The 26,467-nt window shown below is 69.1% G+C and carries 23 protein-coding genes; 15 read left to right on the top strand and 8 right to left on the bottom strand.

Features of this window, described 5'->3' with window-relative positions; translation table 11 throughout:
* The coding region (locus tag AWC24_RS00270; RefSeq protein ID WP_420094212.1) for an LCP family protein at positions 1 to 1,064 on the top strand (1,064 nt) is incomplete at its 5' end.
* A 128-nt stretch (positions 1,065 to 1,192) separates the two neighbouring features.
* Positions 1,193 to 1,732, top strand: coding sequence for a ferritin (locus AWC24_RS00265; RefSeq protein ID WP_085081516.1), 540 nt, complete (start codon positions 1,193 to 1,195; stop codon positions 1,730 to 1,732).
* 20 nt (positions 1,733 to 1,752) lie between these two features.
* On the opposite strand, the gene AWC24_RS00260 is transcribed toward AWC24_RS00265, so the two are convergent.
* Together AWC24_RS00260 and AWC24_RS00255 are read right to left on the bottom strand one after the other, a co-directional pair.
* Positions 1,753 to 2,568 carry a glycerophosphodiester phosphodiesterase gene (locus AWC24_RS00260; RefSeq protein ID WP_085081515.1) on the bottom strand — a complete coding sequence of 272 codons (816 nt, stop codon included), beginning with the start codon at positions 2,566 to 2,568 and terminating at the stop codon, positions 1,753 to 1,755.
* Positions 2,569 to 2,572: 4 nt separating this feature from the next.
* Positions 2,573 to 3,673, bottom strand: a complete 1,101-nt coding sequence (locus AWC24_RS00255) for a DUF4328 domain-containing protein (protein WP_085081514.1) — start codon at positions 3,671 to 3,673, stop codon at positions 2,573 to 2,575.
* A 437-nt stretch (positions 3,674 to 4,110) separates the two neighbouring features.
* On the opposite strand from AWC24_RS00255, the gene AWC24_RS22295 reads away from it, so the two are divergent.
* The 11 genes from AWC24_RS22295 to AWC24_RS00205 all read left to right on the top strand — a co-directional run bounded on the left by AWC24_RS22295 (position 4,111) and on the right by AWC24_RS00205 (position 11,289).
* Positions 4,111 to 4,269, top strand: coding sequence for a hypothetical protein (locus AWC24_RS22295; protein ID WP_165757691.1), 159 nt, complete (start codon positions 4,111 to 4,113; stop codon positions 4,267 to 4,269).
* 189 nt (positions 4,270 to 4,458) lie between these two features.
* Entirely contained in the window at positions 4,459 to 5,079 is a 621-nt protein-coding gene (locus AWC24_RS00250) for a superoxide dismutase (protein ID WP_013831079.1), read from the top strand.
* A 177-nt stretch (positions 5,080 to 5,256) separates the two neighbouring features.
* Positions 5,257 to 5,793 carry a peptidase gene (locus AWC24_RS00245; protein ID WP_085081513.1) on the top strand — a complete coding sequence of 179 codons (537 nt, stop codon included), beginning with the start codon at positions 5,257 to 5,259 and terminating at the stop codon, positions 5,791 to 5,793.
* 101 nt (positions 5,794 to 5,894) lie between these two features.
* Positions 5,895 to 6,584 (top strand): TMEM165/GDT1 family protein, encoded by a 690-nt coding sequence (locus AWC24_RS00240; RefSeq protein ID WP_085081512.1) that lies wholly within the window; start codon positions 5,895 to 5,897, stop codon positions 6,582 to 6,584.
* Positions 6,585 to 6,923: 339 nt separating this feature from the next.
* The gene (locus tag AWC24_RS00235; protein WP_085081511.1) at positions 6,924 to 7,322 is read left to right on the top strand and encodes a helix-turn-helix domain-containing protein; all 399 of its coding nucleotides are present in this window, start codon (positions 6,924 to 6,926) and stop codon (positions 7,320 to 7,322) included.
* A 63-nt stretch (positions 7,323 to 7,385) separates the two neighbouring features.
* On the top strand, positions 7,386 to 8,054 hold the full coding sequence (locus tag AWC24_RS00230) for a DUF6474 family protein (protein WP_085081510.1): 669 nt from the start codon (positions 7,386 to 7,388) through the stop codon (positions 8,052 to 8,054).
* A 194-nt stretch (positions 8,055 to 8,248) separates the two neighbouring features.
* A complete protein-coding gene (locus tag AWC24_RS00225; RefSeq protein ID WP_234807198.1) occupies positions 8,249 to 8,899 on the top strand; it encodes a YcnI family copper-binding membrane protein in 651 nt (216 codons plus the stop codon).
* Complete coding sequence (locus tag AWC24_RS00220) at positions 8,896 to 9,441, top strand: copper resistance CopC family protein (protein ID WP_085081509.1); 546 nt, start codon at positions 8,896 to 8,898, stop codon at positions 9,439 to 9,441. Before AWC24_RS00225 ends, AWC24_RS00220 begins: the two co-directional genes overlap by 4 nt.
* Positions 9,442 to 9,543: 102 nt before the next feature.
* On the top strand, positions 9,544 to 10,065 hold the full coding sequence (locus AWC24_RS00215) for a hypothetical protein (protein ID WP_085081508.1): 522 nt from the start codon (positions 9,544 to 9,546) through the stop codon (positions 10,063 to 10,065).
* An 8-nt stretch (positions 10,066 to 10,073) separates the two neighbouring features.
* Positions 10,074 to 10,547, top strand: coding sequence for a ribonuclease E activity regulator RraA (gene rraA / locus AWC24_RS00210; RefSeq protein WP_085081507.1), 474 nt, complete (start codon positions 10,074 to 10,076; stop codon positions 10,545 to 10,547).
* 13 nt (positions 10,548 to 10,560) lie between these two features.
* Positions 10,561 to 11,289, top strand: coding sequence for a YggS family pyridoxal phosphate-dependent enzyme (locus tag AWC24_RS00205; RefSeq protein ID WP_085081506.1), 729 nt, complete (start codon positions 10,561 to 10,563; stop codon positions 11,287 to 11,289).
* A gap of 4 nt (positions 11,290 to 11,293) precedes the next feature.
* Here the strand turns inward: AWC24_RS00205 and AWC24_RS00200 are convergent, their stop codons facing one another.
* The 3 genes from AWC24_RS00200 to AWC24_RS00190 all read right to left on the bottom strand — a co-directional run bounded on the left by AWC24_RS00200 (position 11,294) and on the right by AWC24_RS00190 (position 17,678).
* On the bottom strand, positions 11,294 to 12,772 hold the full coding sequence (locus tag AWC24_RS00200; RefSeq protein ID WP_085081505.1) for a flavin-containing monooxygenase: 1,479 nt from the start codon (positions 12,770 to 12,772) through the stop codon (positions 11,294 to 11,296).
* Between the two features lie 144 nt (positions 12,773 to 12,916).
* Positions 12,917 to 15,583 carry a hypothetical protein gene (locus AWC24_RS23225; RefSeq protein ID WP_163705463.1) on the bottom strand — a complete coding sequence of 889 codons (2,667 nt, stop codon included), beginning with the start codon at positions 15,581 to 15,583 and terminating at the stop codon, positions 12,917 to 12,919.
* Between the two features lie 625 nt (positions 15,584 to 16,208).
* A complete protein-coding gene (locus tag AWC24_RS00190; RefSeq protein ID WP_085081504.1) occupies positions 16,209 to 17,678 on the bottom strand; it encodes a flavin-containing monooxygenase in 1,470 nt (489 codons plus the stop codon).
* Between the two features lie 102 nt (positions 17,679 to 17,780).
* On the opposite strand from AWC24_RS00190, the gene AWC24_RS00185 reads away from it, so the two are divergent.
* Complete coding sequence (locus tag AWC24_RS00185; RefSeq protein WP_174813684.1) at positions 17,781 to 18,401, top strand: TetR/AcrR family transcriptional regulator; 621 nt, start codon at positions 17,781 to 17,783, stop codon at positions 18,399 to 18,401.
* A 16-nt stretch (positions 18,402 to 18,417) separates the two neighbouring features.
* Here the strand turns inward: AWC24_RS00185 and AWC24_RS00180 are convergent, their stop codons facing one another.
* The gene (locus AWC24_RS00180; protein WP_085081528.1) at positions 18,418 to 18,840 is read right to left on the bottom strand and encodes a hypothetical protein; all 423 of its coding nucleotides are present in this window, start codon (positions 18,838 to 18,840) and stop codon (positions 18,418 to 18,420) included.
* Positions 18,841 to 18,908: 68 nt separating this feature from the next.
* Between AWC24_RS00180 and AWC24_RS00175 the strand changes: the two genes are divergently transcribed.
* Positions 18,909 to 19,766 carry an LLM class F420-dependent oxidoreductase gene (locus AWC24_RS00175; protein WP_085081502.1) on the top strand — a complete coding sequence of 286 codons (858 nt, stop codon included), beginning with the start codon at positions 18,909 to 18,911 and terminating at the stop codon, positions 19,764 to 19,766.
* A gap of 405 nt (positions 19,767 to 20,171) precedes the next feature.
* Here the strand turns inward: AWC24_RS00175 and gltD are convergent, their stop codons facing one another.
* Positions 20,172 to 21,623: a glutamate synthase subunit beta gene (gltD, locus tag AWC24_RS00165; protein ID WP_085081500.1), complete on the bottom strand. Its 1,452-nt coding sequence runs from the start codon at positions 21,621 to 21,623 to the stop codon at positions 20,172 to 20,174.
* Positions 21,616 to 26,250 carry a glutamate synthase large subunit gene (gene gltB, locus AWC24_RS00160; RefSeq protein WP_085081527.1) on the bottom strand — a complete coding sequence of 1,545 codons (4,635 nt, stop codon included), beginning with the start codon at positions 26,248 to 26,250 and terminating at the stop codon, positions 21,616 to 21,618. The genes gltD and gltB overlap by 8 nt, the downstream gene beginning before the upstream one ends.
* Between the last annotated feature and the right edge of the window lie 217 nt (positions 26,251 to 26,467).

Below are 26,467 nucleotides of genomic sequence, written 5' to 3'. Positions count from 1 at the left end.
CCCCGCCACCCCGGCACCTGCGACCGCCCCTGCGCCCCGCGCCACCTCCGCCACCACCGGTGCCGCAGCAGCAGTCGACACCCCGGCGTCGGCCGGCACGTCGGCGCCGGCGGTCCTGGCCGCGACGGCTGGCCGTGCTTGCGATGCTGGTGGTGCTGCTCGGCATGGCCGGCCTGGTCGGCGGCGCCGCCTGGCTCGACACCGCGCTGCACCGTGCCGCGGTGTTCACCGGCTACCCGGACCGCCCGGCGCAAGCCCGCGGTACGACCTGGCTGCTCGTCGGCTCCGACAGTCGCGCAGAACTGAGCGCCGCACAGCAGCAGCATCTGACCACCGGCGGCGACATCGGCAACGGCCGCACCGACACGATGCTGCTCATCCACCTGCCGGCGACCGGCTCGGGCACGCCCACCACGGTGGTGTCCATTCCGCGTGACTCGTATGTGCCCATCCCCGGCTATGGCTACGACAAGATCAACGCGGCGTTCGCGCTGGGCGGAGCACCGCTGCTGACCCGCACCGTCGAGCAGGCCACCGGCCTGCGACTGGACCACTACATCGAGATCGGGTTCGGGGGCTTCGCCACGCTCGTCGACGCCCTGGGCGGGGTCACGCTGTGTCCCGACGAGCCGATCGACGACCCGATGGCCGGGCTGAGCCTGCCGGCCGGCTGCCAGAAGCTGGCCGGCCAGGCCGCCCTGGGCTACGTGCGCAGCCGCGCGACGCCACGCGCCGATCTGGACCGGATGGATCACCAGCGGCTGTTCCTGTCCGCGCTGCTTTCCCGCGTCGCCGACCCGACTGTCTGGCTCAACCCGCTGCGCTGGTACACCGTGCCGACCGCCGCGGCGCATGCGATGACGGTGGACGCCGGCGCGGGCGTCCTGGACCTGGCCGCCCTCGGCTGGGCGTTGCGCGGTCCCACCACGATGCTGACCGTCCCGGTCGGCGAGTTCACCTACACCGAGGCCGGCGAGGCGGTGGTGTGGGACCACCAACAGGCCGCGCGGTTATTCGACGAGTTGAGCCGTGACGAACCACCGACAATGGGAACGGGTAATTAAGGTACATTGGTAATTCCCGGCAGCGGATAGAACATTTTCAGCCAACCCTATCTTTACTTAGGCAAAGCTGTCCTGAGTAAGCCGTACCTTGGATGCTAATGGCCTCTGACCTCGGTACTATTGGATCCATGTCCGAGATTGATACCAACACGTCCAAATTCCATGCACTGCTCCAGGAGCAGATCTACCACGAATTCACCGCCGCACAGCAATACGTCGCTGTCGCCGTATATTTTGATGGCGGTGATTTCCCCCAATTGGCGAAGTTCTTTTACGCCCAAGCCGTCGAGGAACGCAGTCACGCGATGCGGATGGTGCAGTACCTGCTCGACCGCTCCGTCGACGTCGAGATCCCCGGGACGGACACGGTGCGCAACCGCTTCGACGCCCCGCGCGATGCGCTCGCGCTGGTGCTCGCCCAGGAGCACACCGTCACCGAACAGATCAGCAGGCTGACCAGCGCCGCCCGCGACGAAGGCGACCACCTCGGCGAGCAGTTCATGCAGTGGTTCCTGCGTGAGCAGGTCGAGGAGGTCGCGGTGATGACCCGGTTGCTGCGGGTCGCCGACCGCGCCGGGCACAACCTGTTCGACCTGGAGAACTTCATCGCCCGCGAGATCGGCACGGTGACCCCGGAGGCGGGCGCGCCGCGGGCCGCGGGCGGCTGACCGCTCGCGCCCCCGGCTGATCAGCCCGCCCGCAACCGCGCCTTGGTTCGGGCGGGCTGATTCGTGGCGATCCAGGCGACGCCGACATCCCGGCAGAAATCGACGTCCTCGTCGCGGTCGACGGTCCAGCAGTACAGCGAACGACCGCGCGCCGCCGCATGGTCGACCAACTCCGGGTACTCGCGCAGCGTCGCGATGGACGGGCCGATGGCGGTGGCCCCGACCGTGGTCGCCGCGCTGCCGCCCAGGTACCGCGCCGCCGAACCCAGCAGCACCGTCGGCAGCATCGGCGCCGACCGCCGAATCCGCCACACCGCCGCGGCCGAGAACGACATGACCACCGCGCGCGAACGGGTCGCCGAGGCCGGTGAGGCGATCCCGAATCGGTCCAGCAGGGCCAGCACCTTGCGTTCGACCAGCGCTCCGTACCGCACCGGGTGTTTGGTCTCGATGAAGATCTTCACCGGCCGCTGCCAATCCAGCACCAGCGCCACCAGCGCCTCCAGGGTGAGCAGACCGGTGTCCCGGGGATCCGCGGCCTCGGACCGGCCCGCCGGGCGGCCGTTGTGCCAGGCCCCGTAGTCGAAGCCCCGCAGCTGCGCCAGCGTCATCTCGCTGACCAATCCGACCCCGGTGGACGTCCGGTCCACCCGGCGGTCGTGCACACAGACCAGGTGACCGTCGCTGGTCAGCCGCACATCGCATTCGACACCGTCGGCGCCTTCCTGCAGCGCCAGGTCGTAGGCGGCCAGCGTGTGTTCCGGACGGTCGAACGAAGCGCCCCGATGCGCGACCACGAACGGGTGCCCCGCCACCACACCGTCGGCCGCTGCCATGGGCTTAAGCTGCCGGTTCCCGCCCGCCGGACCCGAGAGCGACGGCCGGTGTCGCAGCCGTTTCCGGCTCCGGCGACGGGGCGCTCTGCGCCGCGGCTCCCGACGGCGCCGCCGGCGCGGGATCCCGACCGTCGGGGACCACCACCCAGTGATGGGCGGGCCGGCCCATCGACCGCTGCTCGAATCCCTCGACAACCCGGGACGCCGCCACCACCGCGGCCAGGCCGAGCAGATAGGCGACCACCGTCGCCACCATGTTGTCGGCGATGCCCTGCGCGTCATCGGCCCAGCTGGTGGCCGTGGCGAACAGCGCCGCAGCGGTGGCCACCGCCCACACCACCCACCAGACCACAACCGGTTTGCGCAGCCGGGCCAGCCGGTCCTCTCGCTCGGCCAGCTCCAGCACGTAGACCGGCGCCCAGGCCAGGTTGACCAGCGGCACCAGGCAGCCGGCCCACAGCGCCCAGGCCGGGCGCGACTCGGGCAGTTGCAGCCGGGCGAACGCCGCCTCCCGGCGCGCCAGCAGCCAACGGGTCAACACCACCGCGCAGTGGACGACCGCCGCGATCGCGGCGAGGCCGGCCAGCCGGCCCAACCAGACCGCACCCTCGGCGATCAATGGATGCAGCAGTCTGGTGCGGTTGACGATCATCAGCACGTAGATCAGCGCGTGTACCAGTGCCGCGATGCCCAGCGCGGCGAGCGCGCCACCCAGCGCCTTTTCCAGCGACCGCGTCGGCGGCGCCACTCGTCCCTGCGGTTTCGCCTGTGCCACAGCCGGATTCGGCGCACCCATCAGAGTCCAGCGCGGTATCACCGGGTAGCGCGGCGTGGGGCCCAGCGGACGCCGACGACGATGCTGCGGGGGCGGCGGACCCGGGCGCACCGCGATCCAGCGGTAGCCCGGCCCCAGCCGGGGCGGCGACTCGGGAGCCGCCACGGACTGCTCGGACGGCGCCGGGGGGCCGGGCTGGACCCACTGCAGCTCCGCTTCCTGCTCGGGCGTCAGCGGCGCCCACAGCGCGCCGTTGCAGCGCGGGCACCATGCCCGCCGCCGATCGCGCACGTTCCACCGCGTGCCGCAGCGGGAGCACACCTGGATCACCGCACCAGCGTAGCGGCGATCGCAAGGGCGCCGGAGCCGACCGCGGAGCCGTCGCACAGTCCGGTCGGGAACCGCTCCCAGCTACACCGAGCTATCCACAGTTTCCACAGGTTTATCCACACATCGGCCCGGGGTAGACACGCCCGATGAGGTGCCTTTTGCGCCTCCGCGAACGACCCACTGTGGATAACGTGGAGTCGCTGACGTGAGCTGATTAACAGCTCCGAGCGAAATCTCTCGATTAACTAACGAGCTGCTGTCGCCACCCGCCCGCTCGCCGGCCGGGCGCATCGTTGCAGGCGAAACGGGTTGTACCGGCCAGATTTCTCCACCGGCGCGCCGAGACGCTATGATCGCCGTCACAGAACAGTTGTGATGCGCCTCACGGGGTGAGCGCACGGTGAACATGGGGGCACAGGGATGTCGAGGGCAGGGGAATGACGGCAAGTCCGGTCGGACCCGGGCCGGTCGCCGCGGCGACCGGTTGGCACGCGGGATCGTCCACCTACAAGCGCGGGTACCTGCTGGCGTCGCTGCGCGCCGGCGTGATCGCACTGGTGCTGTTGACGGTCCTGCTGGCGATCGTCCTGATCTGAGCGCTGTTCTCGGCATCGCCGCGCGGCCCATTGTTGCGGTACTCCCGCTGTTGGAGCAGTGTTGATCGAGGTGGCCTGACCCCACCGCGGCCGCGGTCGACGGTGGGGTGCCGCCAGAGCGTCAACGCAAGTCGACAATGATCAACGGTGATCGACACCGGATCAGTACTGATCGAAGGAAGGAACCCCGTGGCCGACTACACCTTGCCGGACTTGGACTGGGATTACGGAGCCCTTGAGCCGCACATCTCGGGCCAGATCAACGAATTGCACCACAGCAAGCACCATGCCGCCTACGTCTCCGGCGCCAACAGCGCGCTGGCCAAGCTCGAAGAGGCCCGCGCCAACGACGACCACGGCGCGATCTTCCTGAACGAGAAGAACCTGGCGTTCCACCTCGGCGGGCACGTCAACCACTCGATCTGGTGGAAGAACCTGTCCCCCAACGGCGGTGACAAGCCCACCGGTGAACTGGCCGCGGCCATCGATGACGCCTTCGGGTCGTTCGACAAGTTCCGCGCGCAGTTCACCGCGGCCGCCAACGGCCTGCAGGGTTCGGGCTGGGCGGTGTTCGGTTACGACACCCTCGGCGGCAAGCTGCTGACCTTCCAGCTCTACGACCAGCAGGCCAACGTGCCGTTGGGCATCATCCCGCTGCTGCAGGTCGACATGTGGGAGCACGCTTTCTACCTGCAGTACAAGAACGTCAAGGCGGACTACGTCAAGGCGTTCTGGAACGTGGTCAACTGGGCCGACGTGCAGTCCCGGTTCGCGGCCGCCACCTCCAAGACCTCGGGTCTGATCTTCTAGTCGCACCAGCGGGGGCGTCGCGCCGGTGGCGCGGCGCCCCGCTTCGTTTTGTTCATCGATTCGTTATCACCCGCGCCGTCGTGTCCGCTTGCACGCGCTCGTGCGCTGTCGCATGCTGCCAGGCAACTCACCCGCTGAAATGCGAGCAGACGAGCCAGATGTCGCGGAGGGTGTGCGATGGAGACGACAGGGTCCGGTCGGGCGATCGAAGTCGCCCCGTTCCATTCTCGCGGCGAGCTGCACGGATTCGTGGTCTTCGGCCGCTGGCCGGATTCGACCAAGGAATGGGCACAGTTGCTCAGCATCGCGGTCCGGGTGGCCTCGATGCCCGGACTGCTGACCACCACAACGGTGTTCGGCACGCGAGAGGAACTCCCCGACAACCCGGGCCCCGGAACGGTCGGGCTGCTGCTGGCCGAAGGCACCGTGGCCGGCGAATCCGCGATCGCGCCGGGATATTTCGCCCGCCGCCAGCCGTCGGCACTGCTGATGTTGCACCCGCCTTCGGAGACCATTCCCTCGCTACCGGAATGCCGGGGCGCAGCCTCGGGATGCGTGCTGCTGCCCGGTCTGCCCTACCTGGGTCTGGAACACCGGGCGGCCTGGGTCGAAGCCGAATCCGACGGCACGGTCACGTCCATGGTGAGCCGGGTCGGCGTCGACCCGGTCAGCCATCCTGATACCGCGGTCCTGGCCATGCTCCTTGCCGCATAAGGCATTTCGAACCGCCGGATTCGGGTCGCCGAAACCCCGGCCGGCGCTGGCGGCGGGGCCGGGGGGCCATTAGCCTCGCAGCTGACGAAAGGTCGTCTCGCATGCTCGCTGCCATGCTGATCAGCCTGGGAGTGGTGTTCCTGGCCGAACTCGGCGACAAGTCGCAGCTGATCACGATGACCTACGCGCTGCGGCACCGCTGGTGGGTGGTGCTGGGCGGTGTGGCAATCGCCGCGTTCGCGGTGCACGGCATCTCGGTGACGGTGGGGCACTTCCTGGGTCTGACGTTGCCGGCGCGGCCCATCGCCGCAGTGGCCGGGGTGGCGTTCATCGGCTTCGCGGTATGGAGCTGGAAGGAGGGCACCTACTCCGGGGCCGACGACGGGCCGGTTCGTGAGCCGCGGTTCGTGCTGCTCGCGGTGGTGTCCTCGGTGCTGCTGGCCGAGCTCGGCGACAAGACGATGTTGGCTTCGGTGGCACTGGCCAGTGACCGCAACTGGCTCGGGGTGTGGCTCGGCGCGACGGCGGGCATGGTGTCGGCCGACGCGGTGGCCATCGCCGTCGGAACGGTGTTACACCGTCAGTTGCCCGAGCATCTGCTGCACGGCGCGGCCAGCCTGCTCTTCTTGGTGTTCGGCCTGTGGATGCTGCTCGACGAGGCGCTGGGCTGGCGCCCGGTGGCCGTCGTCGCGGTGGCCGGTGTGGTGTCGCTGGCGTCCGCGGCAGCGCTTCGGCGGGCCGTCGTGCGACGTCGCGAACCCACCGCCGGCGACCGATCCACCGCCCGGTAGCAAATCCCTCCGACGGGCCCGCGCGTGGTGCTGACTTCACTTCGCCGGACCCGCGTCCGGGGCCGAGGAACGTCGCCCGACCCCCGACCGGGCCGGGCCGGCCGTCCCCCGCGCCGCAATTGTGCTTGGTACACCACGAAAAGTCCGGCCGCGGCCGCCGGTGCTGCCGGCGGCCGCGCCACGCGGCGGCACGCTGAATATCAAGATCGGATTCGCTTCCGAAACACCCTTGGTTGTGTGGGTATCTATGGCTACGATGATCAGCAAATCATCAGACGTGACGGCTCCCCCCTCGCCGAGCGCCTGTCGACCACTTGCCGCCCCTTGGAGGTCCTATAGATGAGCGCGACTTTCGCTGTCCGCTTGAACCGCCTTTTCGACGTGGTCTATCCGCCCGGCCGCGGGCCGCATACGTCCGCCGAGGTGATCGCGGCGCTCAAGGCGGAGGGCATCACCATGTCGGCTCCTTACCTGTCCCAGCTGCGCTCGGGTAACCGGACCAACCCGTCGGTGGCCACCATGGCCGCGCTGGCCAATTTCTTCCGGATCAAGCCGGCGTTCTTCACCGACGACGACTACTACACCAAGCTCGACGTCGAATTGACGTGGCTGGACAGCGTCCGTGACGCCGGAGTGCGCCGGATCGCCACCCACGCCGTCGGACTCTCGCCGGAGGCGCAGGAGGACGTCCTGGCCCGCATCGATGAGCTGCGCCGCAAGGAGCACCTCAGCGCCTGAGACACCGGCGCCGCGATTAGGGTGGCTTGATCGGTTCCAGCGAGACACCGGGAGGCGGCCGCGATGGGCCTGTTCAGAAAACGTAAGAGCCGCGCGACCCGGCGCGCCGAGGCACGCGCCCTGAAGGCGGGGGCCAAGCTCGAGGCGCGACTGGCCGCCAAGGGTGAGGCCAAGCGCTTCAAGGCCGCCCAGCGCGCTGAAGCTCGCACGCTCAAGGCGCAGCTCAAATCCGAACGGGACCGCGACCGCGCCGCGCTCAAGGCGGCCGAGAGCCAACTCAAGGCCGCCCGCGAGGGCAAGCTGCTGTCACCGGCCCGGATCCGCCGGACCCTGACGGTGACCCGGATGCTGGCGCCGATCGTGGTGCCGCTGGTGTACCGGGCCGCCATGGCGGTCCGGGGTTTGATCGATGAGCAGCGGGCCGAGCGGCTCGGGGTGCCGCTGGCCCGTATCGGCGAGTTCTCCGGGTCAGGAAAGAACGAGGCCCGGTTGTCGGCGCGGATCGCAGGAGCGGAGAAGACGTTGCACATGGTTTCCGACCGCAAGCCCAAGGACTCCGAGACCCGGCAGTTCGTCACGGCGATCACCGAACGGTTGAGCGATCTCGCCACCGCGGTGACCGCCATCGAGACCATGCCGGTCGAGCGGCGCCGGGCTGCGGCGGCGTCGATCAGCGGGCAGCTCGACGGCATCGACGCCGATCTGATGGCACGGCTGGGGCTGCCGTCATGAGCCCGGCGGTTCAGCGAGACACGACGGAGGAGAGGCGAAGCTGGGACCGCCGCATCAGCACGGCGGTTCAGCGAGACACGACGAAGGAGAGGCGAAGCTGGGACCGCCGCATCAGCACGGCGGTTCAGCGAGACACGACGAAGGAGAGGCGAAGCTGGGACCGCCGCCTCGGCACGGGGATTCGTGCGGGCGCGTTGGCGGCGGCGATCGCGGTGGTCTCGTTCATCGGCGCCACACCGGCCTGGGCGCACGTGCACGCCAGCAGCCCGGGCGCCGTGCGCGGCGGCGTCGCGATGGTGACCTTCGAAGTCCCCAATGAGTCACCGACCGGCTCTGCCACCACCGAACTCACCGTGACACTGCCCGACGTGGCCTCGGCGCGCACCGAGACCCAACCGGGCTGGACGGCCCGGCTGGATCGCGACGCCGAGACCGGCGCGGTGCGATCGGTCACCTGGACGGCCACCGCCGGTGGAATCGGCGCCGACCAGTTCGGCCTGTTCCGGATCGCGATGAAGCTGCCCGACACCGACACGGTGGACTTCCCCTCCGCGCAGCGCTACGCCGACGGAACCGTGGTGCGCTGGGATCAGCCACCTCCGCCCGGCGGCGGCGAGGCGGAGCGCCCGGTGCCCACGCTGGAGTTGGCGGCCGGTCCGGCGTCAGCACCCGAGCACCACGCCCAGCACCCGCCACCGGCAGTCTCGGCCGGACCGGCGCAGACCGCCCAGCCCGAGGACGCTGCGACCGGCCGCGCGGACAACGCGGCCCGACTGCTCGGCGGTGCGGCGCTGCTGGTCGCCGCGGTGGCCGCCATCCTGGCGCTGGGCCGGCGCCGGACATGAGGAGGGTCGGGCGCGCCGCGCTGGCGGGGATGCTCGCGCTGACTGTGCTGTTTCCGCTGTTGGCGGTCCCCGGGGTGGCTGCCGCGCACGCGGTGCTGGTCTCGGCCGACCCGGTCGGCGGTGCTGAGCTGACCCGTGGACCGGAACGCGTCAGCGCCACCTTCAACGAGCAGCTGCAGACCGCCTTCGCCGCCATGACCGTGGTCGGGCCCGACGGGCGGTTGTGGTCCACCGGGGAAACGCAGGTTCGCGGTGCGGTCGCCAGCGTCGCGGTCCGTCCCCTCGGTCCGGTCGGCACGTACACCGTCAATTATCGCGTCACCTCCGCCGACGGTCATGTGGTGTCCGGCTCGTGGCCGTTCCGGCTGACGGTGGCCGGCACCGGCGAACCCGGCCCGGCCGTCACCGCCCACGCCGACGCGCCGCCGCCGGTCCCCCGCCGCGGTGCGGACCCCGGGGATGACCTGCCGATTTGGCCGTTCGTGGCCGGGGCGGTGGCGCTCGTCGCGGCTGGTCTGTGGCTGAATCGGTCGCGATCCTGACCGCTGCCCCTCGTTGAATCACCGTCGGATACTGGCATGATGGGCGAAGTTGCCGGTGTCGCCGAGTGATCTGAGACGAGAACCCGCCAGAGGAGCTGCCGTATGACCGACCCGCAGGGCAAGCCCGACCACGAATCCGCCGCCGCACCCGAGCCCACCGCGCCGACCGAGCCGGTACCGCCGGCCGCAGCCGAGCCCGCCGCACCGGCCGGGTCGGCCGAGCCGCCCGAGCCCGCGCAGCCCGCCGAGCCTCCGGCCAAGAAGGCGCCCGCCAAGGCAGCCAAGAAGACTCCGGGCAAGGCCGCCAAGAAGGCCCCGGCCAAGGCGGCCAAGAAGGCCCCGGCCAAGAAAGCTCCCGCCAAGAAGGCCCCCGCCAAGAAGACGCCCGCCGCGGAACCGGCACCGGCGGCCCGGCCCGCCGACACCAACGGTTCGGGCCGACTGACCGACGGCGCCAAGGAAACGGCCGCCCAGGCGAAGTCAACGGTGGATGCGGCGCGTAGCCCGCTCCCCCCGGCGCCGTCGCCGTCGAACCGGTCCCCCGGTGCGGTACTGGCCGCCGGCGTCCTCGGCCTGCTCGGGCTGCTGCTGATCCGCCGGCTGCTGCACGCGCGCCGCGACTGAGCCCACCGGTGAGCCCAGCCTTCCGGCCCACCGCCGACCTCGTCGACGACATCGGCGCCGACGTGCGCAGTTGCGACCTGCAGTTCCGCCAGCTCGGCGGCCGGACCTCGTTCGCCGGCCGGATCAGCACGGTGCGGTGCTTCGAGGACAACGCGCTGCTCAAGGCGGTGCTGTCCGAGCCGGGCGACGGCGGGGTGCTGGTGATCGACGGCGCCGGGTCGCTGCACACCGCGCTGGTCGGTGACGTCATCGCCGAGCTGGCCCGCAGCAACGGCTGGGCAGGACTGATCGTGCACGGCGCGGTGCGTGACGCCGCGATGCTGCGCACGCTCGACATCGGGGTCAAGGCGTTGGGTACCAATCCGCGCAAGAGCACCAAGACCGGGGCCGGGGAACGCGGCGTCGTCGTCGAACTCGGTGGCGTCTCCTTCGTGCCGGGCGAGCTCGCCTACAGCGACGACGACGGCATCGTCGTCGTCTAGATTCGGCGCCACGATGGACGACAGCCTCCGGTCACGGTGGGAACGGCTCCGGGAGCGGGTCGATGACGCGTGCCGAGACGCCGGGCGTGACCCGAGCGATGTCGAGGTGCTGCCGGTGAGCAAGACCTTCGGCCCGGAACTGATCCGTGAGGCGGTCGGTCTGGGCCTGCAGCGGTTCGGCGAGAACAAGGTTCAGGAGATCCGGGACAAGTACGAGCCGCTGGCCGGCTGCGGCATCGACTGGGTGATGATCGGGCATCTGCAGACCAACAAGGCCGGCGTGGTGGCGCGGTTGGCCACCGAGGTGCAGTCGGTCGACCGGCCCAAGCTGGCCGCGGCGTTGGACCGGCAGCTGCGCGCCGCCGACCGTGCCATCGACGCGCTGGTGCAGGTCAAGACCTCCGAGGAGCCCAGCAAGTACGGCCTGCCGCCGGAAGCCGTGCCGGGCTTTCTGGACGAGCTGGCCGGCTACCCCACCCTGCGGGTGCGGGGCCTGATGACGCTCGCCATCAACACCTCCGACCCCGAGCGGGTTCGCGGCTGTTTCCGCCGGCTGCGGGAGCTACGCGATGCCGCCGCGGCACGCGGCCACGAGTTGCCGCGGCTGTCGATGGGGATGAGCGGCGACTTTCCGCTGGCGATCGCCGAGGGCGCCACCGAGGTGCGGATCGGGACGGCACTGTTCGGGGCCCGCCCCTACCCCGACTCCTACTACTGGCCCGAGGCAGGGCGGGCACCGTAAGCGATCAAACCGCGACGGCGGCCTTGTGCTTGGTGAAGCGCAGCACCTGGTCGTCGACCTTGCCGCGCCGGATCAGTTGCAGATCCAGCAGATAGTTCTGCTTGAGCCGCCACGGCGCGCGCGAACCGGCCTGGGGCAGATACTCCAGCGCCCGCAGCACGTAGCCGGGGGTGAAGTCCATCAGCGGCCGGCCCTCGATGTCGGTGCCGGGCTGTCCCGGCACCACCGTGTCGAATCCGTGCGCATCCATGTGGTTGAGCACCCGACAGACGAACTCCGACACCAGGTCGGCCTTCAACGTCCAGGACGCGTTGGTGTAACCGATGGTGAAAGCCATGTTCGGGATGCCGGTGAGCATCAGGCCCTTGTAGGCCATGGTGTCGTGCAGCGGCACCGGTTCGCCGTTGCGCCGCACCTCGGCCCCGCCGAACAACTGCAGGTTCAGCCCGGTGGCGGTGATGATGATGTCGGCGGGCAGTTCCTGGCCCGAGCTGAGCTTGATGCCGGTCTTGGTGAACCGCTCGATGGTGTCGGTGACCACGTCGGCCTTGCCGCTGCGGATGGTCTTGAACAGATCACCGTTGGGCGCCAGGCACAGCCGCTGGTCCCACGGGTTGTAGCTGGGCCCGAAGTGCTTCTCGACGTCGTAGCCCTTCGGCAGTCGCCGCTCGGCCATAGTCAGCAGGGTCTTGCGCATGAACGCCGGGAAGCGCCGCGACAGCTGGTATTGGGCAGTGGAGAAGCCGATCGCCTTCCAGCGGTTGGCGATATGCGCGAGGTGCGCCGGCAGGAATTTATTCGCCCGCTCGGCGAACGGGTCGACCAGCGGCAGCGAACCGATGTAGGTCGGGGAGCGCTGCAGCATCGTCACGTGGCCGGCACCGGTGTTCACCAGGCTCGGGATCAGCGTCACCGCGGTGGCGCCGGAGCCGATCACCACGATGCGCTTGCCCTCGTAGTCCAGGTCCTCGGGCCAGTGCTGCGGATGCACGATCGTGCCCCCGGCGGCCTGGAAGTCCTCGGATCCTTCGAACTGCGGCGAATAGCCCTCGTCGTAGTTGTAGTAGCCGCTGCAGGCGAACAGGAACGAGCAGGTGATCTCGCTCTGCTTACCGTCGGTCTCCACGGTGACGGTCCAGCGGTTGTCGGCGTCGGACCAGTCGACGGCGACCACGTGCTGCCGGTAGCGGATGTGGTCATCGATGCCGTTCTCGGCCGCGGCTTCTTTGATGTAGTCCTTGATCGAGGCGCCGTCGGCGATCGAGTGCGCCGAGCGCCACGGCTTGAACCGGAAACCCAGGGTGAACATGTCCGAGTCCGAGCGGATGCCCGGGTATTTGAACAGGTCCCAGGTGCCGCCCAGGTCGTCGCGGCGCTCCAGAATCGCGTAGCTCTTGTTCGGGCAGCGGTCCTGCAGGTGCCAGGCCGCGCTGATACCGGAGATGCCGGCGCCGACGATCACAACATCGAGGTGTTCAGTCATGGCGACAGACTATCAACGGCGTGTTGAGTTAGTCAACGGTGCGTTGAGTATTTCGACGGCGTGTAGATGCCGGCCGGCCCAGAGACCGGAAAAGCCCCGCACGCGCGAGGCGTGCGGGGCTTTCCCGACTGATGTACTGCCTTATTACGGCGTGGTGCCGGGCGTGCCGTTGGACCCGTCGGTGGCACCGGTACCGCCGGTGGCGCCGGCGCCACCGTTGATCTCATCGTTCGGCGTACCGTCGGGGTTGATGGATCCCGGCCCGGTGGGCAGGTCCGGCGTGACCACGGTGCCGCCGACTCCGCCGTCACCGCCGGTGCCGTTGGCCGCGTCGCCGACGCCGCCATTGCCGCCGTTACCGCCGTCACCGCCGGACACGCCGTCAACCGGGCCCGAAGCGCTGTTGCTGATGCCGATCGACGCCGGAGGCGTGCCCGGGCCAGGGTAGCCCCAGCGGATGTCGCTGCCGTCGCCGCCGTTACCGCCGGCACCACCGTCACCACCGGTGCTGCCGGCGCCGACACCGGTACCGCCGTCACCGCCGGCACCGCCCTGGCCGCCGTTGGAGCCGGCCGCGAAGTCGTCGCTGCCACCGTTACCGCCGGTGCCACCGTTCCCGGCGACGAACCCGTCGCCACCTTCGCCGCCATCGCCGCCGGCGCCGGTCACATCAGCCGGAACACCGAGGTTGGCGTTCCCGACTGTGTCGACGTAGGCCAGGTCCGCGAGATCGCCCCCGCTGCCACCGGTGCCACCGTTACCACCGTCGCCACCGTTGCCGACGTTGCCGCCGGCTCCCTGGGCCGTGCCGGCGCCGGCCGCGCCGCCGTCGCCGCCGTCGCCGCCGTCACCACCCTGGGCGCCGACACCGATGTTGTGGCCTTGCGGAAGCCCCTGGTCGTTGCCGTGGTAGGTGTAGCCACCGTTACCGCCGGCCCCGCCGTTGCCGCCGGTCCCGCCGCTGCCACCGTCGGTGCCGACACCGGTGGTGCCGCCGCCCGCGCCGCCGGCCCCGCCGGCACCACCAGTACCGCCGTTGCCGCCGACCGTGCCGTTGCCCGCTGGGCTGTTGTAGACGGGGGTGCCCACACCGTCGGTGCCGGCCGCGCCGTTACCGCCGATGGCGCCGTCACCGGCCACGCCACCGTCGCTGTCGGTGCCCGCGGTGCCGTTGGCCGACGAACCGCCGGCACCACCGTTACCGGCATCACCACCGGCACCGCCGTTACCGCCGTTGGCACCCGCCACGGTCGCGTCCGCACCGGCACCGCCGTCGGCGCCGTTGCCGGCCGCACCCGCGTTACCGGCGGTGTTGGCCGCCAGCTCACCGGAGTCACCGCCGTTGCCTGCGTCACCACCGTTACCGCCGGTGGTGCCGTTGCCGCTGCCGCCGCCGGCGAAGTCACCGGCCGCACCCTGGACACCGCTACCACCGGAGCCGCCGTTGCCGCCGTCGCCCCACTTGCCGCCGTTGCCGCCCGCGCCGCCATTGCCGCCGCTGGTACCAGCTGCCGCGCCGGCGTCAGCCGCCGCGTTGTAGCCGGCGCCACCGACGCCACCGTTACCCGAGACGATCGGAGTGATGGTGCCGTCGGCACCGGCCTGGCCGTCCGCGCTGCCGTCGTGGCCCTGGCCGCCCGCGCCGCCCAGGCCCGCGGTGTCACCGGGGTCGCCACCGTTGCCGGCGTCGCCGCCGTTGGGGTTGGCCGCAGTACCGGCCGCACCGTTGCCACCGTCACCACCGAGGCCGACGTCGCCACCGGCACCGCCGTTGCCGCCGACACCCCCGGCGCCGTCGGCGCCGCTGCCCTCGTGGTGCGCCGTACCGGCAGCACCGCCGTTACCACCGACGCCACCGTCTCCGCCGGCACCGCCGTTGCCACCGTCGGTCCCGTTGCCGTTGTTCACTGCCCAGTCGCCGTCGACGCCGTCGGCGCCGGTACCGCCGGTGCCACCCTTGCCGCCCTGACCACCGGCACCACCGTTGCCGCCGTTGCCGAAGACCTCGCCGCCGCCACCGCCGACGCCGCCGTTGCCGCCGGCAGCACCCTCGCTGCCGGCCGTACCGTTGCCGTTGGCGTCGGTAACACCCTGCAGGCCCTGACCACCGATGCCGCCGGCGCCACCGTTACCACCGTTACCGGTGTGCGGCCCGGCGTTACCGCCGTTGCCACCCAGACCACCGGCGGTAGCCGCGTAGCCATCGGTCGCGTCCAGGCCGGCGCCACCGACACCGCCGTCACCGCCGTTGCCGATGCCCATCAGGCCCATGCCGTCGCCACCGTTACCACCGGTCCCGGCCAGCACCACGTCGCCGTCGCCGTCGACGAACGCGGCCCCGCCGTTACCACCGGTGCCGCCGTAACCCATCCAGGTACCACCGGCCCCACCGTCACCACCGGTGCCCGCGTAGTTGATTCCCTCGATCGTGATGATCGATCCAGCAGCCGCATCGGCGCCGGCGCCGCCATTGCCGAAGAAGCCGGCCGCGCCACCATCAGAACCATCGATGCCATTGCCGCCGTCACCGAACCACAAGCCGCCGTCTTGGGCCGCGACCAGGTCACCGTCGCCGTCGAGGTAGGCGTCCGCGCCGTTGCACAGCACGCCACAGGAGTCACTCGTGGCGAACATCTCGTTCAGCGGATCCAGCCACCAGTCATTGGCCGAGTTGCCGATCATTGCCGACATCGGGTCATAGATCGCCATGTAGACCTGTTCATCGAAGGCCAGCCACGCCCCCGGCTCGCCCATGAACAAGCCACCCCAGTCAGCGAACGTAAAGTCGGCCGCCCCGGGCACCTCAGCCACCGTGTCAATCCCGGCCGTGTCGAACCACGCGAACGGGTCCAACCAGTCAAAGTCAGCCTGCGCCGGAGCTGCGGCCAACGGTGTCATCCCGAACGCCAAAAACGCCCCCACCGCCGTCGCCGCACCAACCACCCGACGACGCCGCTGGGGCCCCCCACCGCGATTACGTTCCGACACAAAAAGCCCCTCTCCAGCTGTGAAAGCGCCACACAAGAACGCGCCGCCGCTAATCAAACCCTAAGTCATCCTGTAGTCAACAACACATCCGGATCGAATGTCCACTTTTGGCGGAAAGTGCCTGGATTTAGCCCTCCGTGCCCGATTGTGAACCGTTGGTGGTGAAACGGGCGGACCCGTGGTCCACCGAGGGCTAGCCGGCCGGGATCGGACACGCGCTACGGGCGGCGACCACCGGAACACTCGGGTGACGGGAGCCTGCCAGGCGCACCCGAAACCAAGAAAACCCCATGCGCGAGCGTGGCTTTGCTGGTCGTGCCACAGGCGAGTCGATGACGCGCTGGAATCCCGCGGAGTTCTCCGACATGACGTCCCGCTCCGCTGCGATTGCCCGCCCCCCGGACGCTTCTAGCGTGGCGCCAAATACTTCATGCCGTAATTTAAGACATTATTCCGAAATCGTAGACGAGCATCGGGTGAACAGCAGATGCCCGTCATCGACTTTGGCGTGCCTGAGCAGTGCTGAGTCCAGCAGATAGTTGTCGTGCAGTCGCCACGGACGGTGCGAGCCGGCCCGCGGCAGTTGGCTCAGCGCGCGCAGTACATAACCGGAGATCTGCGCCACCAGCGGACGATCCTGCACGTGCGGGTCGGGTTCGCCCGGGACGACGGTGTCGAAACCCTGTGAGTCCATGTAGTTGAGCACCCGGCAGACCGACGCCGACACCAAGTCGGCCTTCAAGGTCCACGACGCGTTGCTGTACCCGACGGTGAAGGCCAGGTTGGGCACGCCGCTGAGCATCATGCCCCGGTAGGCAACCGTGTCACGCGGGCTGATCAGTTTGCCGTCGCGGCTGATCTCGGCACCGCCGAACAATCGCAGGTTCAGCCCGGTCGCGGTGACGATGAGCTCCGCCGGCAACTCCTCGCCGGAACCCAACCGAATCCCGGACGGGGTGAACGTCTCGATCTCGTCGGTGACAACATTGGCGCGCCCGGCGCTGATCGCGGCGAAGAAGTCGCCGTCGGGAGCCAGACACAACCGTTGATCCCACGGCTGATAGCTCGGGCCGAAATGCTTGGCGACGTCGAACCCTGCGGGCAGGCGCCGCCGGGCCATCGCCATCAACGTCTTGCGCATGAAGTTCGGGAAGCGCCGACTCACCTGGTAGACACCGACCTGGCCCACGATGTAGCCCCAACGGTTGGCCCCAGCGGCGACCCGACTCGGCAGCAGCCGGTTCGCCCAGCGTGCCACCGGATCAACCGAACGCAGCAGCCCGATATAGCCCGGCGACCGCTGGACCATGGTGACGTGGCCCGCCCCGGAGGCGACCAGCGCCGGCACCAGCGTCACCGCGGTGGCGCCGGAGCCGATCACGGCGATTTTCTTCCCGGCGTAGTCCAGTTCCGTCGGCCAGTGTTGCGGGTGGATGATCGGTCCGCTGAAGCTCTCGGTGCCCGGGAACTCCGGCGCGTAGGCGTCGTCGTAGTCGTAGTAGCCGCTGCAGGCGATCAGGAAGCCGCAGCGCATCTCGATCGTCTCGCCGTCACGCTCGATGGTCAGCCGCCACGCGGCGTCGGCTTCGCTCCAGTCGGCGGCCACCAGCCGGTGGCCATAGCGGATGCGTTCTGCGATGCCGCTCTCGGCGACGGCCTCCCGCAAGTAGTTCTTGATCGTTGCACCATCGGCGATGGTGGTGTCGGCAGTCCACGGTTTGAACCGGAAGGCGAAGGTGAACATGTCGGAGTCCGAACGGATTCCCGGGTAGCGGAACAGATCCCAGGTGCCGCCCAGGTCGGCGCGGCGTTCCAGGATGGCGTAGCTCTTCGCCGGGCAATGCCGCTGCAGATGCCACGCCGCGCTGATCCCCGAGATCCCCGCGCCGACGACCGCGACGTCGAGGTATTCGGACACGGGCGATTAGCGTAGTCAACGGACGGCCCGCCGCAAGCTCTCGACATAGTGTCGATTTTCTCGACGGAGTGTAGACTATCGCTCGTGACCCCGCTTGGCTCGATGCGATCCCGCAGCCGCCGTTCGACCCGGCCATCCGGCGACGACCGGGAGCGGGCGATCCTGAGCACGGCCGAACGGCTGCTTGAGCAGCGCCCACTCGCCGAGATCTCCGTGGACGACCTGGCCAAAGGCGCCGGCATCTCGCGTCCGACGTTCTACTTCTATTTCAAATCCAAAGACGCAGTGCTGCTCTCGTTGCTGGAGCCACTGATCGCGGCCGCCGACGAGAACTTCGTCGGGGCGGTGCAGCGGCTCCCCAGCGACCCGCGCCGGGTCTGGCGCAGCGGCATCAAGGCGTTCTTCACCGCGTTCACCTCGCATCGCGCGATCGCCCGGGCCGGCACCGAGGCGCTGGCCACCAGCCCGGAGTTCCGGGCGATGTGGAATGGGTTCATGGGCAAGTGGATCGAGCAAACCGCGGCGATGATCCGCGCCGAACGGGACCGCGGCGCGGCGCCGGAGACCATCCCGGTGCTGGACCTGGCGACGTCGCTGAATCAGATGAACGAGCGAACCATGATGGCGTCGCTGGTCGCCGAGGAGCCGTCGGTCCAGCCCGATCGGGTGGTCGACACGCTGACGCACATCTGGGTCAGCAGCATCTACGGCGAAGCAAGCTAGCCGCCCGCGGCGTCCGTCAGAACTCGCCGACGCCGAATCCGGCCAGCAGCACCGCGAAACCGCCGATCTCACCGATGATGAGCAGCACCATTCCCACCTTCAACAGCGGGCCGGCCTTCTCGAACTGATTGCTGGTGTCGCGCAACGCGCCGTGCAGCATGTAGCTGGCGATCGCGGTGACGAAGAAGTACACCATCACCATCGACGCGGTCATGTTCACCCAGGTGGGCCAGCCGCTGAGTTCGACGAACACCGCGACCAGCAGTGTGGCGAAGGAGTACAGCAGCGCCGCCCGGTGGGCGATGTCGACGTAGATGTGAGCCTGGTGGTTCTCCGAGGTGACGATCTGTTGGTACTTCCAGACCCCCAGTAACAGCGCCAGCAGGAAGATCAGCCCGGCCGCCAGCAGCGTCACCTTGGTGTCGATACCCAGCGTCACCACATCCACATCGGCCAGCCTATCGGGCGCTGCGCTTGTTCCCCCGAGCAGCCGCTAACGTCGATGAGATGCGATTCGCGTTCAAGACCTCGCCGCAGAACACCACCTGGGTCGACATGTTGGCCGTCTGGCAGGCCGCGGACGGCATCGACGTCTACGAGTCCGGCTGGACCTTCGACCACTTCTATCCGATCTTCAGCGACTCGACCGGGCCATGCCTGGAGGGCTGGACCACGCTGACGGCGCTGGCCCAGGCCACCACCCGGCTGCGACTGGGCACGCTCGTCACCGGGATCCATTACCGCCATCCGGCGGTGTTGGCCAACATGGCCGCGGCTCTGGACATCATCTCCGGGGGCCGACTGGAACTGGGCATCGGCGCCGGCTGGAACGAGGAGGAATCCGGCGCCTACGGGATCGAGTTGGGCAGCATCCGGGAGCGCTTCGATCGCTTCGAGGAGGCCTGCGAAGTGCTGGTCAGCCTGTTGAGCAGGGAGACGACGGACTTCCAGGGCCGCTACTACCAGCTCACCGCGGCCCGCAACGAGCCGAAGGGTCCGCAACGTCCCCACCCGCCGATCTGTATCGGCGGCAGCGGCGAGAAGCGCACCCTGAAGATCACCGCGCGTTACGCCCAGCACTGGAACTTCGTGGGCGGCACGCCGGCCGAATTCGCCCGCAAGCGCGAGGTGTTGGCCGGCCACTGCGCCGACATCGGCCGCGACCCGACCGAGATCACCCTGTCGGCGCACCTGCGCCTGGACCCCGATCATGACTGCCGCAAGGTCATCGACGACGCCGCCGCACTCGGCGCCGAAGGTCTGGATCTGGCGATCGTCTATCTGCCGGTGCCCTACGACCCGGCGGTGCTGGAACCGTTGGCCGAGGCGGTCCGGGATTCGGGCCTGTGGAGCCCGAACGCGTAGCGCGGGCAGTCAGCAAACTTTTCGGGGCCGACCGCCCCGCGCAGCTCGAAAAACCTACGTCGCGTAGCGAAGCAGTTCGTCCGCGGTGATGAGACGCTCGTGCTTGGCTGGGAACTCCCGGCTCCTGCGTGGATGGCGCAGCAATGACCAGGCCATTCGGCCCATCCGGTATCGATATATCGGGTTGATGTACACGGCGATGAACCCCCGCCCCGGCTCGGACCAGATTGGAATAACGCGGACCATGTTAACACAGCGGTTAACGCGGCGCCCATTGCCGACCATTAGACACCGGACGCATGGCAAACAAGACGCGACGCGCCGAATTGTGTTGCTTTTGTTGTAATCGGGACGAGAGTTTCTGACGGGACAGAAGATCAGCGTGCCGTCGCCGGTGGCACCGCCCTACCGGATCGGCGCCATCGTCGGCTTGATCGGGGCCGGCAAGGCGGTCTTGCCCATCAGATACCGGTCCGCACCGGCCGCGGCCGCACGGCCCTCGGCGATCGCCCAGACGATCAGCGACTGGCCGCGTCCCATGTCCCCGGCGACGTAGACCCCCGGCACCCCGGTAGCGAACTCCGCGTCGCGTGCCACGCTCCCGCGCTCGGTGAACTCCACGCCCAGGTCGGTCAGCAACGCCGACCGTTCCGGGCCGACGAACCCCATCGCCAGCAGCACCAGGTCGGCTTCCAACTCGAAGTCGGTGCCGTCCACCTTTGCGAACGCGCCGTTGCGGCGGCGCACCTCGTGGGCCCGCAGCCCGGTGACATGACCGTCGCGGCCCAAGAACTCCTCGGTGTTGACCGAGAACACCCGGTCGCCGCCCTCCTCGTGCGCCGCCGAGGTCCGCATGATCAGCGGGTACATCGGCCACGGCGTGGAAGCGTCCCGGGTCTCCGGTGGCCTCGGCATGATCTCGAACTGGTGCACGCAGGTGCCGCCCTGGCGGTGCACGGTGCCCAGGCAGTCGGCGCCGGTGTCGCCACCGCCGATGATGACCACCTTCTTGCCGTGCGCGGTGATCGGCGGCTCGGACAGATCACCGGCCTGCACCCGATTCGCCCACGGCAGGTACTCCATCGCCTGGTGGATCCCGTCGAGTTTCCGGCCCGGGATCGGCAGGTCGCGCCACGCGGTGGCCCCTCCGGCCAGCACGACGGCATCGAAATCACTGCGCAGTTGATCGGCCGTGACGTCCACGCCGACGTTCACGCCGGTCCGGAACTCCGTGCCCTCAGCGACCATCTGAGCCAGCCGCCGGTCGACGATGCGCTTCTCCATCTTGAATTCCGGTATGCCGTAACGCAGCAGGCCACCGATGCGGTCGTCACGCTCGTAGACCGTCACCGCGTGCCCGGCCCGGGTGAGTTGCTGGGCGGCGGCCAGCCCGGCCGGCCCGGAGCCCACCACCGCCACCGACTTGCCGGTCGTCTTCGACGGCCGGATCGGCTCCGCCCAGCCTTCCTTGAAGCCGCGCTCGACGATCTCGTACTCGACCTGCTTGATCGTCACGGGCGGCTGATTGATGCCCAGCACGCAGGCCGGCTCACACGGCGCGGGGCAGAGCCGCCCGGTGAAGTCGGGGAAGTTGTTGGTGGCGTGCAGCCGGTCGAACGCCTCGCGCCAGCGTCCGGTGCGGACCAGGTCGTTCCATTCCGGGATCAGGTTGCCCAGCGGACACCCGGTGTGGCAGAACGGAACCCCGCAGTCCATGCAGCGCCCCGCCTGTTCGCGCAGCGTGTCCTCGGCGAACTCCTGATACACCTCGTTCCAGTCGTCCAGCCGCTCAGAGACCGGCCGGCGCAACGGCAGGATGCGCTGGGTGTGGGTGAGAAATCCCCTCGGGTCAGCCATGTGCTGCCGCCATGATCGCCTCATTCGGATCGGTGCCGCTCGCCTTCGCCTCGGCCACCGCGGTGAGCACCCTTCGGTAGTCACGCGGCATCACCTTGACGAAGTGGCGACGGTGGTTCGGCCAGTCGGCCAGGATGGCCCGCGCGGGCGCGGAGTCGGTGGCCTCGGCGTGGGCCGTCAGGATCTCGCGAAGCCAGCTGACGTCGTCTGCGTCGAAGTCCTCGAAGGCGTCCAGTTCCACCATCTCTGTGTTGAGCCGGCCCGGCAGTTGCGCATCGGGGTCGTAGACGTAGGCGACCCCGCCGGACATGCCGGCGGCGAAGTTGCGTCCGGTGCTGCCCAGCACCACCACCTTCCCGCCGGTCATGTATTCGCAGCCGTGGTCGCCGACACCCTCGACCACGGCGTGGGCCCCGGAGTTGCGGACCGCGAACCGCTCACCGACCACGCCCCGCAGGAAGACCTCACCGCTGGTGGCGCCGAACAGGATCACATTGCCGCCGATGATGTTGTCCTCGGCGACGTAACCGCCCGGCGCGTCGCTCGGCGGCCGGACCACGATCCGGCCACCGGAGAGGCCCTTGCCGACGTAGTCGTTGGCGTCACCGAAGACCCGCAGCGTGATCCCGGGCGGCAGGAACGCGCCGAAGCTGTTGCCGGCCGATCCGGTGAAGGTGATGTCGATGGTGTCGTCGGGCAGGCCTTTGGCGCCATAGGCTTTGGTGACCTGGTTCCCGAGCATGGTGCCGACGGTCCGGTTGACGTTGGAGATACTGCTGGCGAACCGGACCGGGGTGCCGGAGTCGAGGGCCTCGCGGCTCATCACGATCAACTGCTGATCCAGCGCCTTCTCCAGCCCGTGATCCTGGCCGGAGCTGCAGTACAGATCCTGGTTCATGAAGGCCGACTCCGGCTCGTGCAGCACCGGCCCCAGGTCGAGCTTGTGGGCCTTCCAGTGCGCCCGCGCCAACGTGGTGTCCAGCGCGTTCACCTGCCCGACCGCTTCATTGATGGTGCGGAAACCCAGCGCCGCAAGGTATTCGCGTACCTCTTCGGCGATGAACCAGAAGAAGTTCTCGACGAACTCGGGCTGGCCGGTGAACCGCTCGCGCAGCACCGGGTTCTGGGTGGCCACCCCGACCGGGCAGGTGTCGAGGTGGCAGACCCGCATCATGATGCAGCCCGAGACCACCAGTGGCGCGGTGGCGAAGCCGAACTCCTCGGCGCCCAGCAGCGCGGCGATGACCACGTCGCGACCGGTCTTGAGCTGCCCGTCCACCTGCACCACGATCCGGTCGCGAAGACCGTTGAGCAGCAAGGTCTGTTGGGTCTCGGCCAGGCCCAGCTCCCACGGCGCCCCGGCATGCTTGAGCGAGGTCAGCGGTGCCGCCCCGGTGCCGCCGTCGTGCCCGGAGATCAGCACCACGTCGGCGTGCGCCTTGGACACCCCGGCGGCCACCGTCCCGACGCCGTTCTCCGCGACCAGCTTGACGTGGATGCGGGCATCCGGGTTGGCGTTCTTCAGGTCGTGGATCAGCTGCTTGAGGTCTTCGATGGAGTAGATGTCGTGGTGCGGTGGCGGCGAGATCAACCCGACACCGGGGGTGGCGTGGCGAACCTCGGCGATCCACGGATACACCTTGTTGCCCGGAAGCTGGCCGCCCTCACCGGGTTTGGCCCCTTGCGCGATCTTGATCTGCAGGTCGGTGCAGTTGACCAGATAGTCGCTCGTCACACCGAACCGGCCGGAGGCGACCTGCTTGATCGCACTGCGGCGCAGGTCCCCGTTGGCGTCGCGGGTGAAACGGCCGGAGTGCTCACCGCCCTCACCACTGTTGGACCGACCGCCGATCCGGTTCATCGCGATCGCCAGCGTCTCGTGCGCCTCGGCGGAGATCGAACCGTAACTCATCGCCCCGGTCGAAAACCGTTTGACGATCTCGGTGGCCGGCTCGACCTCGTCGATCGGGACCGGCGGCCGGTCCCCGGATCTGAACTTCAGCAGTCCCCGCAGCGTGGCCAGCCGCTCACTCTGATCGTCGACCAGCGCGGTGTACTCCTTGAAGACCTCGTACTGGCCGGTGCGGGTGGAGTGCTGCAGCTTGAACACCGTGTCCGGGTTGAACAGGTGGTACTCCCCCTCGCGGCGCCACTGGTACTCCCCACCGACCGGCAACTCGCGGTGCGCGCGCTCCTCGGGACGGTCCAGGTAGGCCAGCGCGTGGCGGGTAGCCACGTCGGCGGCGATGTCGTCGAGGGTGATGCCGCCGATCGGGCAGTACAGGCCGACGAAGTACTGGTCGAGAAGGTCCTGGGAGATGCCGACGGGCTGGAACAGTTGTGCACCGGTGTAGGAGGCCCGCGTGGAGATGCCCATCTTGGACATGACTTTCAGCACGCCCTTGCCGGCGGCCTTCGCGTAGTTGGTCAACGCCTTGCCCCGGTCTTGGGGTTGGTTCAAGCCTTCGATCAACCCCCGGTCGAGCATGTCCTCGACGGACTCGAACGCCAGGTACGGGTTCACGGCGGCGGCGCCGAACCCGATCAACGCGGCCATGTGATGTACCTCGCGGGCGTCTCCGGACTCCACCACCAGGCCCACCTTGGTGCGGGTGCGCTCGGCTACCAGGTGGTGGTGCACCGCCGCGGTGGCCAGCAGCGAGGGAATGGGCGCCATCGTCTCGTCGGACTCGCGGTCGGAGATCACCAGGAAGGCGGCCCCGTCGGCGATCGCCGCCGACGCCCGGGCGCATACCTGTTGCAGCGCTGCGCGCAGCCCCGCCCCGCCCTCGGCCACCGGATACAGGCAGTTGATCACCGCCGCCGACAGGCCGTGCGGGCCGCGGGTGCCGATCCGCTGCTCCGGATCCAGTTTCAGCAACTTCGCCAGGTCCTGGTTGCTCAGGATCGGCTGCGGCAGCACGATCTGGCGCCAGGTGGGCTCGTCGGTGTTGAGCAGGTCGCCCTCCGGTCCGAGGGCGCCCTGCAGGCTGGTGACCACCTCTTCGCGGATGGCGTCCAACGGCGGGTTGGTGACCTGGGCGAACAACTGCTGGAAGTAGTCGTAGAGCAACCGGGGCCGGGCTGAGAGCACCGCCACCGGGGTGTCGGTGCCCATCGACCCGATCGGCTCGGCGCCGGAGCGGGCCATCGGCGCGAGCAGCAGGTTGAGTTCTTCGTAGGTGTAGCCGAACACCTGCTGGCGCAACAGCACCCGGTGGTGCTCCATGCGGGGTGCGTCACCGGGCGGCAGTTCGTCGATGCGGATCAGCGCCTCGTCGATCCACTGCTGGTACGGGCGCTCAGCCGCCAGCGTCGCCTTGATCTCGTGGTCGGAGATGATCCGTCCGGCGGCGGTGTCCACCAGGAACATCCGGCCGGGCTGCAGCCGTTGCCGGTGCACCACGGTGGCCGGATCCAGGTCGAGCACTCCGGCCTCGGATGCCATCACCACCAGGCCGTCGTCGGTGACCCAGATCCTCGACGGCCGCAGGCCGTTGCGGTCCAGCACCGCACCCACCAGGGTGCCGTCGGTGAAGGTCATCGAGGCCGGGCCGTCCCAGGGCTCCATGAGCGAATCGTGGTACTCGTAAAAGGCCCGGGTGGCGGGGTCCATGCTCTCGTGCCGTTCCCAGGCTTCCGGAATCATCATCAGCACCGCGTGCGGCAGGCTGCGGCCGCCCAGGTGCAGCAACTCGAGCACTTCGTCGAACCGGGCGGTGTCGGAGGCGCCCGGAGTACAGATCGGGAACAGCTTGGTGGCGCTGTTCTGGGCTCCCCCAGCGCTTTCCGCTCCCCCCGCGCCGAAGACCTCGGTCCGGATCAGCGCCTCCCGGGCCCGCATCCAGTTCTCGTTGCCGGTGACGGTGTTGATCTCGCCGTTGTGCGCGATGCGCCGGAACGGGTGCGCCAGCGGCCACGACGGGAACGTATTGGTGGAGAACCGGGAATGCACGATCCCCAGCGCACTGCGCAGTCGCCCGTCGGCCAGGTCGGGATAGAAGGCCTTGAGCTGCGGCGTGGTCAACATGCCCTTGTAGACCATGGTCCGGCCGGAAAGGCTTGGGAAATAGACGGTTTCCCGGCCCGGGCCGTCCTGTCCGGGGCCCTTGTTACCCAACTCGTGCTCGGCGCGCTTGCGCACCGCGTAGGCGCGCCGCTCCAAGTCCATGCCCGAGGCCCCGGCGATGAACAGCTGGCGGAAGGTGGGCATCGCGTCGCGGGCCAGCGCGCCCAGCGACGAGTCGTCGATCGGCACGTCGCGCCAGCCGAGTACCTGCAGCCCTTCGGCTTCGACGATCTTCTCCAGGCCGGCGCAGGCGGCAGCCGCGTCCTTGGCCGACTGCGGCAGGAAAGCGATGCCGGTGGCGTAGTCGCCTTCGGCCGGCAGGTCGAAATCGGTGACCGCGCGCAGGAACTGGTCGGGAACCTGGATCAGGATGCCGGCACCGTCGCCGCTGTGCGGTTCGGCTCCGGCGGCGCCGCGGTGCTCGAGGTTGAGCAGCGCGGTGATCGCCTTGTCGACGATGTCGCGGCTACGTCGGCCGTGGATGTCGACGACCATGGCCACACCGCACGCGTCGTGTTCGAACGCGGGGTTGTAGAGCCCGGCCCGGGAGGGTGTCATCACCACCTGATCCTTCACACTTTCCGGCGTCGACTCGTCGTGGCATCGACGAGCGATCGAGGGGATTGGTCCGTGCGACATTGAACGGCGGTCCGCCTGAAATTCTTCACAGGCAACGTCACGATATACCCCGAGCAGCGCCGTGTGCCACCTGCTGGACAAATGACCCGCGGTGAGAGTTGTGTTACCTGTACGCAATATTCGGATGATGTCCAGG

Origin of the sequence: Mycolicibacter senuensis (genome assembly GCF_002101885.1) — a bacterium.
Classification (GTDB): Bacteria; Actinomycetota; Actinomycetes; order Mycobacteriales; family Mycobacteriaceae; genus Mycobacterium; species Mycobacterium senuense.
This window is presented reverse-complemented; position numbering and strand designations above follow the sequence as displayed.

Bases quoted from the DNA above. Each gene is read 5' to 3' on its own strand.
- AWC24_RS22295 (WP_165757691.1), top strand. From the start codon at position 4,111: ATGACGGCAAGTCCGGTCGGACCCGGGCCGGTCGCCGCGGCGACCGGT.
- AWC24_RS00175 (WP_085081502.1), top strand. From the start codon at position 18,909: ATGCGATTCGCGTTCAAGACCTCGCCGCAGAACACCACCTGGGTCGAC.
- AWC24_RS00215 (WP_085081508.1), top strand. From the start codon at position 9,544: ATGACCGACCCGCAGGGCAAGCCCGACCACGAATCCGCCGCCGCACCC.
- gltD (WP_085081500.1), bottom strand. From the start codon at position 21,623: ATGGCTGACCCGAGGGGATTTCTCACCCACACCCAGCGCATCCTGCCG.
- gltB (WP_085081527.1), bottom strand. From the start codon at position 26,250: ATGACACCCTCCCGGGCCGGGCTCTACAACCCCGCGTTCGAACACGAC.
- AWC24_RS00220 (WP_085081509.1), top strand. From the start codon at position 8,896: ATGAGGAGGGTCGGGCGCGCCGCGCTGGCGGGGATGCTCGCGCTGACT.
- AWC24_RS00245 (WP_085081513.1), top strand. From the start codon at position 5,257: ATGGAGACGACAGGGTCCGGTCGGGCGATCGAAGTCGCCCCGTTCCAT.
- AWC24_RS00240 (WP_085081512.1), top strand. From the start codon at position 5,895: ATGCTCGCTGCCATGCTGATCAGCCTGGGAGTGGTGTTCCTGGCCGAA.
- AWC24_RS00265 (WP_085081516.1), top strand. From the start codon at position 1,193: ATGTCCGAGATTGATACCAACACGTCCAAATTCCATGCACTGCTCCAG.
- AWC24_RS00235 (WP_085081511.1), top strand. From the start codon at position 6,924: ATGAGCGCGACTTTCGCTGTCCGCTTGAACCGCCTTTTCGACGTGGTC.
- AWC24_RS00205 (WP_085081506.1), top strand. From the start codon at position 10,561: ATGGACGACAGCCTCCGGTCACGGTGGGAACGGCTCCGGGAGCGGGTC.
- AWC24_RS00230 (WP_085081510.1), top strand. From the start codon at position 7,386: ATGGGCCTGTTCAGAAAACGTAAGAGCCGCGCGACCCGGCGCGCCGAG.
- AWC24_RS00200 (WP_085081505.1), bottom strand. From the start codon at position 12,772: ATGACTGAACACCTCGATGTTGTGATCGTCGGCGCCGGCATCTCCGGT.
- AWC24_RS00260 (WP_085081515.1), bottom strand. From the start codon at position 2,568: ATGGCAGCGGCCGACGGTGTGGTGGCGGGGCACCCGTTCGTGGTCGCG.
- AWC24_RS00185 (WP_174813684.1), top strand. From the start codon at position 17,781: ATGCGATCCCGCAGCCGCCGTTCGACCCGGCCATCCGGCGACGACCGG.